Origin of the sequence: Pseudomonas sp. LB-090624 (assembly GCF_003205205.1) — a bacterium.
Lineage (GTDB): Bacteria > Pseudomonadota > Gammaproteobacteria > Pseudomonadales > Pseudomonadaceae > Aquipseudomonas.
On record NZ_QJRL01000028.1, the window covers coordinates 54,720 to 68,306 of the forward strand.

Genomic DNA, 13,587 nt, shown 5'->3' on the forward strand with positions numbered 1-13,587 from the left:
GACCCAATCGAGGTATACCCCATGATGAAAGGTGGCATGGCCGGCCTGATGAAGCAGGCCCAGCAGATGCAGGAAAAGATGCAGAAGATGCAGGAAGAGCTGGCCAACGCTGAAGTCACCGGTCAGTCCGGTGGTGGCCTGGTGAGCGTGGTGATGACCGGTCGTCACGACGTCAAGCGCGTTAGCATCGACCAGAGCCTGATGTCGACTGACGAAGACGACAAGGAAGTGCTGGAAGACCTGATCGCCGCCGCGTTGAACGATGCCGTGCGCAAGATCGAGCAAAGCAGCCAGGAAAAGATGGGCGGCATGACCGCCGGCATGCAACTGCCGCCGGGCTTCAAGATGCCGTTCTAAGGGCATTGCGATACCAAAAAACGCCGCTGATATCAGCGGCGTTTTTTTTGCGTAGATTTCAACCCGGCTGCGGTCTGCTCTTTAAGTGGGAGCGGCCTTGTGTCGCGAAAGGGGCGCGAAGCGGCCCCCGGATTCCAGCTTTGCAGCATAGAGTGCCGGGGCTGCTTCGCAGCCCTTTCGCGACACAAGGCCGCTCCCACAAAAAAGCAGACCTTGCAGGCTTTGGGCGAGGTAATTTGACGCCATCGCCCCCGCTGGGTATAAACCGCCTCTTATTGATTTGTCAGGCCATTCCCATGAGCTTCAGCCCCCTTATCCGCCAACTGATCGACGGCCTGCGCATCTTGCCAGGCGTTGGCCAGAAAACCGCCCAGCGCATGGCCCTGCAATTGCTGGAGCGCGACCGCAGTGGCGGGCTGCGCCTGGCGCAGGCCTTGACCCAGGCCATGGAAGGGGTAGGGCATTGCCGCCAGTGTCGCACCCTCACCGAGCAGGAACTGTGCCCGCAGTGCGCCGACCCGCGCCGTGACGACACCCAGCTGTGCGTGGTCGAGGGGCCGACCGATGTGTATGCGGTGGAGCAGACCGGCTACCGTGGCCGTTACTTCGTGCTCAAGGGCCACCTGTCACCGCTGGACGGCCTTGGGCCTGAGGCGATCGGCATTCCGCAGCTGATGGCGCGGATCGAGGAGCAGGGCACCTTTACCGAGGTGATCCTGGCGACCAACCCGACGGTGGAAGGGGAGGCGACGGCGCATTACATTGCGCAATTGCTGAGCGAGAAAGGCTTGGTGGCGTCTCGCATTGCCCATGGTGTACCGCTGGGCGGCGAGCTGGAGATGGTGGATGGCGGTACCTTGGCCCATGCCTTTGCAGGGCGTCGGCCAATTTCGCTCTGATTCAGAAATGCTGGGGCTGCAAAGCAGCCCCAAAAGCCAACTCAGTACTCGCTGAGGGAAAACTCGGTCAGGCAGAAGGTTGGTACACCCGCAGCCTGCAGCCGGCGCGAGCCGTCCAGTTCCGGCAGGTCGATGATCGCCGCCGCCTCGAACACCTGCGCCCCGGTGCGACGCACCAGGTTGGCTGCCGCCAGCAGGGTCCCGCCAGTTGCGATCAAATCATCGAAGATCAACACCGAATCGCCTTCACACAGGCTGTCGGCATGCACTTCCAGGAAGGCCTCGCCGTACTCGGTCTGGTAACCCTCGCTCAGCACGTCGGCCGGCAGCTTGCCTTGCTTGCGGAACAGGATCAGCGGCTTGTTCAACTGGTGGGCGATGATCGAGCCGATCAGGAAACCCCGCGCGTCCATGGCACCAATGTGGCTGAATTCAGCCTCGACGTAGCGCTCGATGAACTGGTCGGCCACATAGCGCAGCCCACGCGGCGACTGAAACAGCGGGGTGATATCGCGGAAGATCACACCCGGTTTGGGAAAGTCCACCACCGGGCGGATCAGGGCTTTGAGGTCGAAGGCGTCGCTGTGCATTGTTGCGGGTATCCTGGGAAAACGAATGCCCAAGTATACCCGCTAAAGACCGGCCTCAGGCCTCGATTGCACCACCGGCCAGCGCGCACAGCTGGATCGGGTCCAGGATGTGCACTTCCTTGCCCTCGGCGCGCAGCAGGCCGTTCTGCTGGAAGCGGGTGAACACCCGCGACACGGTTTCTACCGCCAGGCCAAGGTAGTTGCCGATTTCGTTGCGCGACATGCTCAGGCGGAACTGGTTGGCGGAATAGCCACGGGCGCGGAAGCGCGCCGACAGGTTGACCAGGAAGGTGGCAATGCGCTCGTCGGCGGTCTTTTTCGACAGCAACAGCATCATTTGCTGGTCGTCGCGGATTTCCCGGCTCATCACCCGCATCAGCTGGCGGCGTAGCTGGGGCAGTTGCACCGACAGCTCATCAAGGCGGTCGAAGGGGATTTCGCAGACCGAGGTGGTTTCCTGGGCCTGGGCCGATACCGGGTAGGCCTCGGTGTCCATGCCCGATAGGCCGACCAGCTCGCTGGGTAAATGGAAGCCGGTGATCTGCTCTTCGCCGCTGTCGCTGAGGCTGAAGGTTTTCAGGGCGCCGGAACGTACGGCGTAGACCGAGCCGAAATTGTCACCCTGGCGGAACAGGAACTCGCCTTTTTTCAGCGGGCGCCCGCGCTTGACGATTTCATCCAGTGCATCCATGTCTTCCAGGTTCAACGAAAGAGGCAGGCACAGAGGGGCCAGGCTGCAATCCTTGCAATGGGCCTGGTTGTGTGGGCGCAGTTTGACTGGCTCGGACATTTGGATCGATCCTTGTGGGAAAGCACACATAAGTCGTAAGGGTAACCCACGACACAGGGTGTAGGCCAGCGTGCGCGTTGATGGTGCGCCCTGGCGAAACCCCGGCAGACGGGCTGCCGGGAGTCCTCGTGTGCCCATAGTGTGCTTGGCAAGGAGGCTTGTCCATGCGGTTGAACGACTCGGTTTTCAGATAACCCGCGAGAAACGCTGGCGATTCTGCATCGCCAGGTAAGCGTCGAAGACCATGCACACCGAGCGCGCCAGCAGGCGGCCAGCCGGCAAAATGCGGATGCCTTTGTCGTTCATGCTGATCAGGCCGTCGCGCTGCAAGGTCAACAGTTCGGGCCAGAGGTCGTTGAAGTAACCGCGAAAATCGATGGTGAAAGCCTGTTCGATCGGTTCGAACGCCAGCTCGAAATGGCAGATCAGCTGCTGGATCACCGCGCGGCGTATCCGGTCGTCGTGGTTGCACACCAGGCCGCGCTGGGTCGCCAGTTGGGCGTTGGACAGGCTGTCCTGGTAGGTGTTGAGGTCGCTGCTGTTTTGGCAGTACAGGTCGCCGATCTGGCTGATGGCCGATACGCCCAGGCCGATCAGGTCGCAGTGCCCGTGGGTGGTGTAGCCCTGGAAGTTGCGCTGCAGGGTGCCTTCTTCCTGGGCGATGGCCAGTTCGTCGTCGGGCAGGGCGAAGTGGTCCATGCCGATGTAGCGGTAACCTGCGGCGGTCAACTGGTCGATGGTGGCATGCAGCATCTCCAGCTTGGCGGCCGGGCTGGGCAGCTCGTTGCTGTCGATGCGCCGCTGCGGCATGAAGCGCTCGGGCAGGTGGGCGTAGTTGAACACTGACAGGCGGTCGGGCTGCAGGCGGATCACTTCTTCGACCGTGCGCGCAAAGCCTTCCGGGGTTTGTTTGGGCAGGCCGTAGATCAGGTCCAGGTTGACCGAACGGAACTGCAGGGTGCGCGCCGCCTCGATCAGGGTGCGGGTCTGCTCCAGGCTCTGCAGGCGGTTGACCGCGCGCTGCACGGCGGGGTCGAGGTCCTGCACGCCAAGGCTGACGCGGTTGAAGCCCAGTTCGCGCAGCAGCCCCATGGTCGACCAGTCGGCTTCGCGCGGGTCGATCTCGATGCCGTAGTCGCCGGAGTCGTCGTCCAGCAGGTGGAAGTGCTGGCGCAGGGTGGCCATCAGTTGGCGCAGTTCCACATGGCTGAGGAAGGTCGGCGTACCACCGCCGAAATGCAGCTGTTCCACACGCTGTTTCGGGTCCAGGTGGCAGGCGATCAGCTGGATTTCCTGCTCCAGGCGCTGCAGGTACGGTGCGGCACGGGCACGGTCCTTGGTGATGACCTTGTTGCAGGCGCAGTAGTAGCAGATGTTGGCGCAGAACGGCACGTGCACGTACAGCGACAGCGGGCGCACCGCCCGACGGCTTTCGCGCAGGGCGTGGAGCAGGTCGAACGAGCCCACCTCGCTGTGCAGCTGCACGGCGGTTGGGTAGGAGGTGTAGCGTGGCCCGGCGAGATCGTAGCGGCGGATCAGGTCGGTGTCCCAACGAAGGTCGTCGAGCATGAGGGCGGTCCCCGGAAAGAGCAGCAGTGCACCGGAGTCTATGGCCGTCTGTAGGAAACTGTGTTGATTTGTATCAAGGGCATTGGGGCTGCTTTGCAGCCCCCGTCAATGCCCCATCAGCCAGTGCTGGTGTGGGCCCGGCAGGGTCCAGACACCGAATAGCATCACCAGCACACCGCCCGCCACGCGCACGCTGCGTCGCCGCAACAGGGCGTTCACCCGTTCGGCAGCCAGCCCGGTTGCCAGCAACACCGGCCAGGTCCCCAGCCCGAACGCGAGCATCAACACCGCGCTGTACCCGGCATTGCCCTGGCTGGCCGCCCACAGCAGGGTGCTGTACACCAAACCGCACGGCAGCCACCCCCACAGGGCGCCCAGCAGCAACGCCCTGGGCAGGCTGGATACCGGCAGCAAGCGCGACGCCAGCGGCTGGATATGCCGCCACAAACCCCGGCCCAGCGCCTCGATACGGGTCAGTCCACTCCACCAGCCAGCCAGGTACAACCCCATGGCAATCAACAGCAGGGCTGCCGCCACCCGCAGTGCCAGCGCTGCCGGGCTGCTTGCCACGGCCCATCCGGCCAGGCCCAGCAACAGGCCGGCGCAGGCATAGCTGAAAATGCGCCCCAGGTTGTAGGCCAGCAACAGTCGCAGGCGCTTGCCGCGTTGTTCGGGGGGGATGGCCAAAGTCAGTGCGCCCATCAGGCCGCCGCACATGCCCAGGCAGTGACCGCCGCCGAGCAGGCCAAGGACCAGTGCCGAGCCCAGCAGCGGAAGCAGGTCAGGCACGGGGGGGCGGCTCCTTGTTGGCGTCGGCCTGGGTGTCGTCAGGTTTCACTGCCGCTTGGTGGCGCGGGTCCTGGTCATCGAACAGGATGCTGTGAGCGGGGCCGTCAAGGTCGTCATACTGGCCGCTGTCCACGGCCCAGAAGAAAATGTACACGGCCACGCCGACCAGCAGCAGGGCTGCGGGGATCATGACATAGAGGGCGGGCATGGCGACTTCCTCCCGGGTTGGGGTGCTGCGTTTTTCGACAGTGCGGATGCATCCGGCATGCGGGTCAGGCGCAGGGCATTGAGCACCACGATCAACGAGCTGACCGACATGCCGATGGCGGCCCACACCGGGGTGATCCAGCCGAGCGCGGCGAACGGCAACATCAGGCCATTATACAGGGTCGCCCACAGCAGGTTCTCGAGGATGTTGCGGCGGGTGCGGCGGGCCAGCTCAAACGCCTGCACCAGCGCTTGCAGGCGGTTGGACAGCAAGACGGCGTCGGCACTGGTCTTGGCCAGGTCGGTGGCGCTGCCCATGGCGATGCTGATATCGGCGGCGGCCAGTACCGGTACATCGTTGACCCCGTCGCCGAGCATCAGCACCTTGCGCCCGTCAGCCTGCAGGGCTTTCAGGCGGTCCAGTTTGTCATCCGGGCGCAGGCCGCCAATGGCCTGCTCGATACCCAGCTGCGCGGCCACTTCGGCAACCATCGGCGAGCTGTCGCCCGACAGCAGCAGGGTGTGCCAGCCCCGCGCCTTGCAGGCAGCGAGCAGGGCCGGCGCGTCGTCGCGCAGGCGGTCATCCAGGCCGAACCAGGCCATGGGGCCCTGGCGGTCGCCCAGCAGCAGCCATTGGCCGCGAGGCTCAGGTACAGCGGGGATTTCCGTGCCACTCAAGGCGCAGACGAAGGTAGCTTGACCAATGCGCAGGCGCTGGCCGTCTACCAGCCCCTCCAGGCCCAGGCCGGGTACGCTTTGTACATCATCGGCAGGCGTGGTGGTGCGACCAAACGCGCGAGCGATGGGGTGTTCTGAGCGGTTTTCCAGCGCCGCGGCCAGGGCCAGGCAGCGGTCCGCAGTCTGGCTGCCCAGCGGGCGGATGCTGCGCAAGGTCAGGCGGCCTTCGGTCAGGGTGCCGGTCTTGTCGAAAATTACCGTGTCGATGTGGTTCAAGCCCTCCAGCACGTGGCCGCGGGTGACCAGCAGGCCAAGCTTGTGCAGGGTTCCGGTGGCGGCGGTCAATGCGGTTGGCGTAGCCAAAGACAGCGCACAAGGGCAGGTGGCCACGAGCATGGCCAGCACAATCCAGAACGCCCGTGCCGGATCCAGGTGCCACCACCACAGGCCGATGGCTACCGAGGCCAGCAGCGAGAACAGCAGGAACCACTGCGAGGCGCGATCGGCGATTTCCGCCAGGCGTGGTTTTTCAGTCTGGGCGCGTTCCAGCAGGCGGACGATGGCCGACAAGCGTGAATCATGGCCGAGGGCTTCCACAGCCACATTCAGCGTGCTTTCGACGTTCAGCGTACCGCCAGTGACCCGTTCACCCACCCGGCGTGGTTGCGGCAGATACTCGCCGGTCAGCAGCGATTCGTCGACGCTGGAGCGGCCCTCGACGATGCGCCCGTCGGCAGGGATGACCGCGCCGGGCAGGACCTGCACGGTGTCGCCGCAGTGTAATTCGCTGAGCAGGATGCGTTCGCTGCGCCCGATGGCGTCCAGGCGCAGGCATGAGGCTGGCAGCAGGTTGACCAGCTGCGCAGTGGCCGCCGCTGTGCGCTCGCGGGCGCGGCGCTCCAGGTAGCGGCCGGTCAGCAGGAACAGGGCGAACATGCCCACCGTGTCGAAATAAAGCTCGCCGCTGCCAGTGATGGCTGTCCAGATGCCGGCGCCGAACGCCAGGCCAATGGCCAGCGACACCGAAACGTCCATGGTCAGGTGGCGGGTTCGCAAGTCGCGCGCCGCGCCCTTGAAGAAGGGCGCGCAGCTGTAGAACACGATGGGAATGGTCAGGAACAGCGCGACCCAGCGCAGGATGGTGTGCAACTCGGGTGTCAGGTCGATGTTGAATTCCGGCCAAGTGGCCATGGTCGCCATCATCGCCTGGAACCACAGCAGCCCGGCCACGCCTAGGCGGCGCAGGGCGCTGCGGTTTTCTCGCGCCAGTTGCTCGGCGGCCTGGTCAGGCTGGTAGGGATGGGCGGCATAGCCAACCTGGCGAAGTTCGGCGAGCAGGCGTGACAGCGGCAGCTGCTTGTCGTCCCAGCTCAGCGCCAGGCGGTGGTTGGACAGGTTCAACCGGGCTTCGGCGACGCCGGGCAGGTTGCGCAGGTGCTTTTCGATCAGCCAGCCGCAGGCGGCGCAGCTGATGCCTTCGACAAGCAAGGTGGTTTCGGCCAGCTCGCCCTGGTGGCGGACGAAGGATTGCTGCACGTCGCTGCGGTCGTACAGGGCCAGTTCGTCCTGTAGTTGCCTGGGTAAGGCTTCGGGGTTGGCGCTGTTGTCGCTGCGGTGCTGGTAATAATGCTCCAGGCCACCCGCGACGATCGACTCGGCCACCGCCTGGCAGCCGGGGCAGCAGAACTGCCGGGGCTGGCCAAGGACCACGGCGGTGAAGCGGCTGCCAGCGGGGACGGGCAGGGCGCAGTGGTAGCAGGGGGTGGGCTGGGTCATTTTGGAACAGTCTTATGTCGTGAGATCGCCGGGGCCGCTTCGCAGCCCTTTCGCGACGCAAGGCCGCTCCCACAGAAGCATGCGTTCTCCTGTGGGAGCGGCCTTGCGTCGCGAAAGGGGCGCAAAGCGCCCCCATTCATACCAGGAATCATTACTGGTGTTCGGCGCCTTGAAGGGCTTCATCACCCAGCTGCAAGGTCACACCATGCGCCACTTTTTCCTCTTCGAACAGGCGCCACACCTGGCCCCCTTCGCTGCCCAGCAGTTCCACAAAGCGCCGCCCGTCGACCTTGTCCTCCAGTTGCCCCACATAGCGCCCTGCTTCGACCCGGCTCAGCAGCACCTTGCGGTCCTTCTCCGGCTGGGTCGGCGAAATCAGGTTCAGCTCCAGGTTTTGCGGGCCACTGCTACCGGTCAGGCGCAGGTCCACTTCGCCGGTCAGTTCGTCCAGATGCACGCTGGCTTTCAGGCCCAGTTGCTGCGCCAGCAGCTCGCGGTCCAGGGAGCGGTTGATGCCCTTGCCGGCCTCGTAGTAGTTGTCGTTCACCAGGTTGTCCGGGTTGCGTACGGCGATGCTGACCATGGTCAGGCTCAGGCACACCGAGGTGGTGAGGATGCCAATGATGATCCAGGGCCAGAGGTGCTTGTACCAGGGGCTGGCGGCGGTGGCGGCAGGCATTGTGCGTTATCTCTCTTAGCGGATCTGTGGGCCGATGAAGCGGCTCTTGGCTTCAACCTGGGCGTCGCTGTCGTCGGCGCTCTTGAGGATGAAGGTGATTTCGTTGGTGGTCGAAGGCAGTTTTTCGGGAGCGACCGACAGCTGTACCGGCAGGCTGACGATATCACCGGCAGCCACGCGGATCTCGCGCTGGCCTTCGAGCCTGAGATCCGGCAGGCCGGCGGCATCCAGCACGTACACATGGTCGCGCTGGTCCTTGTTCATGACCTTCAGGCTATACACGTTCTCGATCCGGCCCTGGGCGTTCTCGCGGTACAGCACGCGGTCCTTGCTGACGTCGAAACCGACCAGCGAGCGGGTGGCGAAGGCAGTGGCCAGGCCGATCATCATCACCAGCAGCACGGCGGCATAGCCGATCAGCCGGGGGCGCAGCATGTGGGTTTTCTGCCCGGACAGATTGTGTTCGGTGGTGTAGCTGATCAGCCCTTTGGGGTAGTTCATCTTGTCCATGATGCTGTCGCAGGCGTCGATGCAGGCTGCGCAGCCGATGCACTCGATTTGCAGGCCATCACGGATGTCGATGCCGGTCGGGCAGACCTGCACGCACATGGTGCAGTCGATGCAGTCACCTAGGCCCTGGGCTTTGTAGTCGGTATCTTTCTTGCGCGGGCCGCGGGTTTCGCCACGGCGCGGGTCGTAGGAAACGATCAGCGTGTCCTTGTCGAACATCACGCTCTGGAAGCGTGCGTACGGGCACATGTACACGCACACCTGTTCGCGCAGCCACCCGGCGTTGCCGTAGGTGGCGAGGGTGAAGAAACCGACCCAGAAATAGGCCCAGCCATCGGCCTGGCCGGTGAAGAACTCGATCACCAGCTCGCGGATTGGCGAGAAGTAGCCGACAAAGGTCATGCCGGTGACAAAACCGATCAGCAGCCACAGGCTGTGCTTGGCTAGCTTGCGCAGGAACTTGTTGCCGCTCATGGGCGCCCTGTCGAGCTTCATGCGCTGGTTGCGGTCGCCCTCGGTAACCTTTTCGCACCACATGAAGATCCAGGTCCACACGCTTTGCGGGCAGGTGTAGCCGCACCACACGCGGCCGGCGAACACGGTAATGAAGAACAGGCCGAAGGCGGCGACGATGAGGATGCCAGAGAGCAGGATGAAGTCTTGCGGCCAGATGGTAGCGCCAAAGATGTAGAACTTGCGTTCGGGCAGGTTCCACCATACGGCCTGGTGGCCGCCCCAGTTCAGCCACACGGTGCCGAAGTACAGCAGGAACAGCACTGCACCGCCGACCATGCGCAGGCGGCGGAACAGGCCGGTGAAGGCGCGGGTATAGATCTTTTCCCGTGAGGCGTAGAGGTCGACGGAATCCTTCCCTTTGCTGGCAGGCGGGGTGACATCATGTACCGGAATTTGCTTGCTCATCATCAAGTCCCACGGCAGTGGAGAAACGCCGCGGCCAGTGCGTGCCGGCCGCAGTCTCGCGCAATCTGCTAGCGCTCTGCGGTCCATGATACGCCGCTGATGGCGGTATGGGATCGCACTGCGACCTTTAGTCGCGTTGGGTTCGTGGTGTGAATCGTGTTATGGCGGGTGTCAATTGATCCAGGTCATCAGCCTGCCAGAAATGCACTGGCTGTATCGGCCTCTTCGCGGGCTTGCCCGCGAAGAGGCCAGGCCTGCTTACTCAGCCTTGGCCTGCGCCTGGTCCCGTTGCGACAGGCTGTACACATAAGCTGCCAGCAAGTGCACCTTGTCATTCCCCTGCAGCTGCTCTTGGGCCGGCATCTGCCCCTGGCGGCCATAGCGGATGGTCTGCTGCAGTTGGGCAAAGCTCGAGCCGTAGATGAACGCCTGCGGGTGGGTCAGGTTCGGCGCGCCCATGGCCGGCGTGCCTTTACCTTCCGGCCCATGGCAGGCCACGCAGTTGGCAGCGAAGATTTTCTGCCCGTTTTCGGCATCGGCCTTGACGCCTTCCGGCAGCGTACGGCCATCCAGCTTGCTGACCACGAAGGCGGCCACGTCGGCCACGCCCTGATCACCGATCACCTCGGCCCAGGCTGGCATCACGCCATGGCGGCCGCCCAAGATGGTGGTCTTGATGGTGTCCGGTTCGCCGCCCCAGCGCCAGTCGTTGTCGGTCAGGTTGGGGAAGCCGAAGGCACCTTTGGCGTCGGAGCCATGGCACACCGAGCAGTTGGAGGCGAACAGCCGCGCACCCATTTTCAATGCCTGTGGGTCCTTGGCGACGTCTTCGATAGGCATGGCCGCGAACTTGGCGAAGATCGGCCCGAAGCGGGCGTCGGCCTTGGCCATTTCCTTTTCCCACTCGTGCACGCCAGTCCAGCCCGGTTGGCCGTTGGAAAACTCGGTCTGCTTGTCGTTATCCAGATACGAATAGCCCGGCAGGATGCCTTTCCAGTTGCCCAGGCCCGGGTACAGCACCAGGTAGCCGAGGGCGAAGATGATGGTGCCGACGAACAGCCAGAACCACCATTTCGGCAGTGGGTTGTCGTATTCCTCGATGCCATCGAAGGCATGCCCGACGGTTTCGTCGGTGACCTCTTCCCGCTGGCCCTTGCGGGTCGACAGCAGCAGCCAGGTCAACGAGAAGATGGTGCCCAGGGTCAGGACGGTAACGTACAGACTCCAGAAGGTTGTCATTGTTGTTTGCTCCCAGAAGCTTTTGCTTGCTCGACGTGCCGGCTGGCCTCGGGGTCATCCGCGAAAGGCAGTTGGGTCGCTTCGTCGAAATCCTTTTTGCGCCGTGGGTTGAACACCCACAGCGCCAGGCCCACGAAGGCCACCATCACCACGACGGTGCCCAGGCCGCGAATCATCCCGATATCCATCAGCGTCACCGTTTGCTCTTGATGATGGTGCCAAGGCCTTGCAGGTACGCGACGATGGCGTCCATTTCGGTCTTGCCCTTGACCGCGTCACGCGCACCGGCGATGTCGGCATCGGTGTACGGGGTACCGAGTGTGCGCAGCACTTCCAGCTTTTTCGCGGTGTCCTTGCCGTCGAGCTTGTTCTCGACCAGCCACGGGTAGGACGGCATCTTCGATTCCGGTACCACGTTGCGCGGGTTGTACAGGTGCGCTCGGTGCCAGTCATCGGAGTAGCGGCCACCGACGCGGGCCAAGTCCGGCCCGGTCCGCTTGGAGCCCCACAGGAACGGGTGGTCCCACACGCTTTCACCGGCTACCGAATAGTGGCCGTAGCGCTCGGTTTCGGCGCGGAACGGGCGGATCATCTGCGAGTGGCAGCCCACGCAGCCTTCACGGATGTAGATATCACGCCCTTCGACTTCCAGCGCGGTGCGTGGCTTCATGCCCTCGACCGGCTTGTTGGTGACGTCCTGGAAGAACAGCGGGACGATTTGGGTCAGGCCACCAACGCTCACGGCGATGACCATGAAGAAGGCCAGCAGGCCTATGTTCTTCTCGACAGCTTCATGCTTCATCAGTGCGCTCCCACAACGATGATCTTGGCGGCTTCCTCAGCCTGTGCCGGGTTGGCGGCACGTACGGTACGGAACACGTTGTAGGCCATCAGCAGCATGCCGCTGGCGAAGAACGCACCGCCCAGGGCGCGGACGATGTAGCCAGGGTGGCTGGCTTGCAGGGCTTCGACGAACGAGTAGGTGAGGGTGCCGTCGTCGTTGATGGCGCGCCACATCAGGCCCTGGGTGATGCCGTTGACCCACATCGAGGCGATGTACAGCACGGTCCCGATGGTGGCCAGCCAGAAGTGCGCGTTGATCAGGCCGACGCTGTGCATCTGCTCGCGGCCATACAGGCGGGGGATCATGTGGTACACCGCGCCGATCGAGATCATGGCTACCCAGCCGAGGGCGCCGGCATGCACGTGGCCGATGGTCCAGTCGGTGTAGTGCGACAGTGAGTTCACGGTCTTGATGGCCATCATCGGGCCTTCGAAGGTGGACATGCCGTAGAACGCCAGCGACACCACCAGGAAGCGCAGGATCGGGTCGGTGCGCAATTTGTGCCAGGCACCGGACAGGGTCATCATGCCGTTGATCATGCCGCCCCAGCTTGGCGCCAGCAGGATGATCGACATCACCATGCCCAGCGACTGCGCCCAGTCAGGCAGTGCGGTGTAGTGCAGGTGGTGCGGGCCGGCCCAGATGTACAGGGTGATCAGCGCCCAGAAGTGCACGATCGACAGGCGATACGAGTAGATCGGTCGCTCGGCCTGCTTGGGCACGAAGTAGTACATCATCCCCAGGAAGCCGGTGGTGAGGAAGAAGCCCACGGCGTTGTGGCCGTACCACCACTGGATCATCGCGTCGGTGGCGCCGGAATAAGCCGAGTAGGACTTGAACAGGCTCACTGGCAGCGAGATGTGGTTGACGATGTGCAGCATCGCGGTGACCACGATGAATGCACCGTAAAACCAGTTGCCGACATAGATGTGCTTGGTCTTGCGCTTGACGATGGTGCCGAAGAACACCAGCCCGTAGGTGACCCAGACGATGGCCAGCAGGATCGCCAGCGGCCATTCGAGCTCGGCGTATTCCTTGGTGGTGGTATAGCCCATCGGCAGGGTGATCAGCGCGCCGACGATCACTGCCTGCCAACCCCAGAAGGTGAAGGCGGCCATGCTGTCGGAGATCAGCCGGGTCTGGCAGGTGCGCTGCACCACATAGTAGCTGGTGCCGAACAGCGCACAGCCCCCGAAGGCGAAGATCACCAGGTTGGTGTGCAGCGGTCGCAGGCGGCCGAAGCTGGTCCAGGGCAGGTCCAGGTTCAGTTGCGGCCACACCAGCTGCGAGGCGATGAAGACGCCGAGGCCCATGCCAAGGATCCCCCAGACCACCGTCATGATGGCGAACTGGCGGACGACCTTGTAGTTATAAGCAGTCGGACTGATTGCTGTGCTCATTCTAAGGTTCCACGGTTTTGATGTTCTTGTTGGTCGAAAAATCGGCGCCAGTATTGATAACCACCAGGGTTACCGCAACGCAACTTTGGTACGCCGACCCGTGCCCGTGCCCGTTCACTGATGTCCCGCAGTGATCGGGTCCGAACGATTGTACACAAATAAATATTTGTAATGTGTACCGTTTTTCGCCTTTTTCTGATCGATCGGTCAAGCTTTTTTTGGGGCGGCGACAGGCCATGCGCCGCGTCTGCATCGGTCCTTTCGGAGCGAAGCCCACTGAGGCAACAAGCTTAGTTCTGTTCGGTGGGGGTGCAAGGGAAGGGGGGCTGAGGGTGGTAG

General features: G+C 63.4%; 14 protein-coding genes. 2 read left to right on the top strand and 12 right to left on the bottom strand.

All coding sequences use genetic code 11. From position 1 onward, the window contains the following. Window positions 1-21 precede the first annotated feature (21 nt). On the top strand, window positions 22-357 hold the full coding sequence (locus tag DMX11_RS21190) for a YbaB/EbfC family nucleoid-associated protein (RefSeq protein WP_016488349.1): 336 nt from the start codon (window positions 22-24) through the stop codon (window positions 355-357). Window positions 358-653: 296 nt separating this feature from the next. Next, window positions 654-1,256 carry a recombination mediator RecR gene (recR, locus tag DMX11_RS21195; RefSeq protein WP_003254304.1) on the top strand — a complete coding sequence of 201 codons (603 nt, stop codon included), beginning with the start codon at window positions 654-656 and terminating at the stop codon, window positions 1,254-1,256. A gap of 41 nt (window positions 1,257-1,297) precedes the next feature. Here the strand turns inward: recR and DMX11_RS21200 are convergent, their stop codons facing one another. The 12 genes from DMX11_RS21200 to ccoN form a co-directional block, all read right to left on the bottom strand. Beyond that, entirely contained in the window at window positions 1,298-1,846 is a 549-nt protein-coding gene (locus DMX11_RS21200) for an adenine phosphoribosyltransferase (protein ID WP_009683910.1), read from the bottom strand. A gap of 55 nt (window positions 1,847-1,901) precedes the next feature. Then, on the bottom strand, window positions 1,902-2,636 hold the full coding sequence (gene fnrA / locus DMX11_RS21205; RefSeq protein WP_110746481.1) for a Crp/Fnr family transcriptional regulator FnrA: 735 nt from the start codon (window positions 2,634-2,636) through the stop codon (window positions 1,902-1,904). 186 nt (window positions 2,637-2,822) lie between these two features. After that, complete coding sequence (gene hemN, locus DMX11_RS21210) at window positions 2,823-4,205, bottom strand: oxygen-independent coproporphyrinogen III oxidase (RefSeq protein WP_110746483.1); 1,383 nt, start codon at window positions 4,203-4,205, stop codon at window positions 2,823-2,825. A 105-nt stretch (window positions 4,206-4,310) separates the two neighbouring features. After that, window positions 4,311-4,994: a sulfite exporter TauE/SafE family protein gene (locus tag DMX11_RS21215; protein ID WP_110746486.1), complete on the bottom strand. Its 684-nt coding sequence runs from the start codon at window positions 4,992-4,994 to the stop codon at window positions 4,311-4,313. Then, entirely contained in the window at window positions 4,987-5,202 is a 216-nt protein-coding gene (gene ccoS / locus DMX11_RS21220) for a cbb3-type cytochrome oxidase assembly protein CcoS (protein ID WP_110746488.1), read from the bottom strand. Before ccoS ends, DMX11_RS21215 begins: the two co-directional genes overlap by 8 nt. Continuing rightward, window positions 5,181-7,655 (bottom strand): heavy metal translocating P-type ATPase, encoded by a 2,475-nt coding sequence (locus tag DMX11_RS21225; RefSeq protein ID WP_110746491.1) that lies wholly within the window; start codon window positions 7,653-7,655, stop codon window positions 5,181-5,183. Before DMX11_RS21225 ends, ccoS begins: the two co-directional genes overlap by 22 nt. 151 nt (window positions 7,656-7,806) lie before the next feature. Beyond that, entirely contained in the window at window positions 7,807-8,334 is a 528-nt protein-coding gene (locus tag DMX11_RS21230) for a FixH family protein (RefSeq protein WP_110746493.1), read from the bottom strand. Window positions 8,335-8,349: 15 nt separating this feature from the next. Then, a complete protein-coding gene (ccoG, locus tag DMX11_RS21235) occupies window positions 8,350-9,765 on the bottom strand; it encodes a cytochrome c oxidase accessory protein CcoG (RefSeq protein WP_110746495.1) in 1,416 nt (471 codons plus the stop codon). A 258-nt stretch (window positions 9,766-10,023) separates the two neighbouring features. Continuing rightward, window positions 10,024-11,004 (bottom strand): cytochrome-c oxidase, cbb3-type subunit III, encoded by a 981-nt coding sequence (gene ccoP / locus DMX11_RS21240; RefSeq protein ID WP_110746497.1) that lies wholly within the window; start codon window positions 11,002-11,004, stop codon window positions 10,024-10,026. After that, on the bottom strand, window positions 11,001-11,192 hold the full coding sequence (locus tag DMX11_RS21245) for a CcoQ/FixQ family Cbb3-type cytochrome c oxidase assembly chaperone (protein WP_056801413.1): 192 nt from the start codon (window positions 11,190-11,192) through the stop codon (window positions 11,001-11,003). The genes ccoP and DMX11_RS21245 overlap by 4 nt, the downstream gene beginning before the upstream one ends. A gap of 5 nt (window positions 11,193-11,197) precedes the next feature. After that, a complete protein-coding gene (ccoO, locus tag DMX11_RS21250; protein WP_016488340.1) occupies window positions 11,198-11,806 on the bottom strand; it encodes a cytochrome-c oxidase, cbb3-type subunit II in 609 nt (202 codons plus the stop codon). Beyond that, the gene (gene ccoN / locus DMX11_RS21255) at window positions 11,806-13,248 is read right to left on the bottom strand and encodes a cytochrome-c oxidase, cbb3-type subunit I (RefSeq protein WP_085625437.1); all 1,443 of its coding nucleotides are present in this window, start codon (window positions 13,246-13,248) and stop codon (window positions 11,806-11,808) included. Before ccoN ends, ccoO begins: the two co-directional genes overlap by 1 nt. Window positions 13,249-13,587 lie beyond the last annotated feature (339 nt).

What these genes read in the sequence shown, in the direction of transcription:
- ccoO (WP_016488340.1), bottom strand. Translation starts at nt 11,806, where the DNA reads ATGAAGCATGAAGCTGTCGAGAAGAACATAGGCCTGCTGGCCTTCTTC.
- ccoN (WP_085625437.1), bottom strand. Translation starts at nt 13,248, where the DNA reads ATGAGCACAGCAATCAGTCCGACTGCTTATAACTACAAGGTCGTCCGC.
- recR (WP_003254304.1), top strand. Translation starts at nt 654, where the DNA reads ATGAGCTTCAGCCCCCTTATCCGCCAACTGATCGACGGCCTGCGCATC.
- DMX11_RS21190 (WP_016488349.1), top strand. Translation starts at nt 22, where the DNA reads ATGATGAAAGGTGGCATGGCCGGCCTGATGAAGCAGGCCCAGCAGATG.
- ccoP (WP_110746497.1), bottom strand. Translation starts at nt 11,004, where the DNA reads ATGACAACCTTCTGGAGTCTGTACGTTACCGTCCTGACCCTGGGCACC.
- DMX11_RS21230 (WP_110746493.1), bottom strand. Translation starts at nt 8,334, where the DNA reads ATGCCTGCCGCCACCGCCGCCAGCCCCTGGTACAAGCACCTCTGGCCC.
- hemN (WP_110746483.1), bottom strand. Translation starts at nt 4,205, where the DNA reads ATGCTCGACGACCTTCGTTGGGACACCGACCTGATCCGCCGCTACGAT.
- ccoG (WP_110746495.1), bottom strand. Translation starts at nt 9,765, where the DNA reads ATGAGCAAGCAAATTCCGGTACATGATGTCACCCCGCCTGCCAGCAAA.
- DMX11_RS21200 (WP_009683910.1), bottom strand. Translation starts at nt 1,846, where the DNA reads ATGCACAGCGACGCCTTCGACCTCAAAGCCCTGATCCGCCCGGTGGTG.
- fnrA (WP_110746481.1), bottom strand. Translation starts at nt 2,636, where the DNA reads ATGTCCGAGCCAGTCAAACTGCGCCCACACAACCAGGCCCATTGCAAG.
- DMX11_RS21225 (WP_110746491.1), bottom strand. Translation starts at nt 7,655, where the DNA reads ATGACCCAGCCCACCCCCTGCTACCACTGCGCCCTGCCCGTCCCCGCT.
- ccoS (WP_110746488.1), bottom strand. Translation starts at nt 5,202, where the DNA reads ATGCCCGCCCTCTATGTCATGATCCCCGCAGCCCTGCTGCTGGTCGGC.
- DMX11_RS21245 (WP_056801413.1), bottom strand. Translation starts at nt 11,192, where the DNA reads ATGGATATCGGGATGATTCGCGGCCTGGGCACCGTCGTGGTGATGGTG.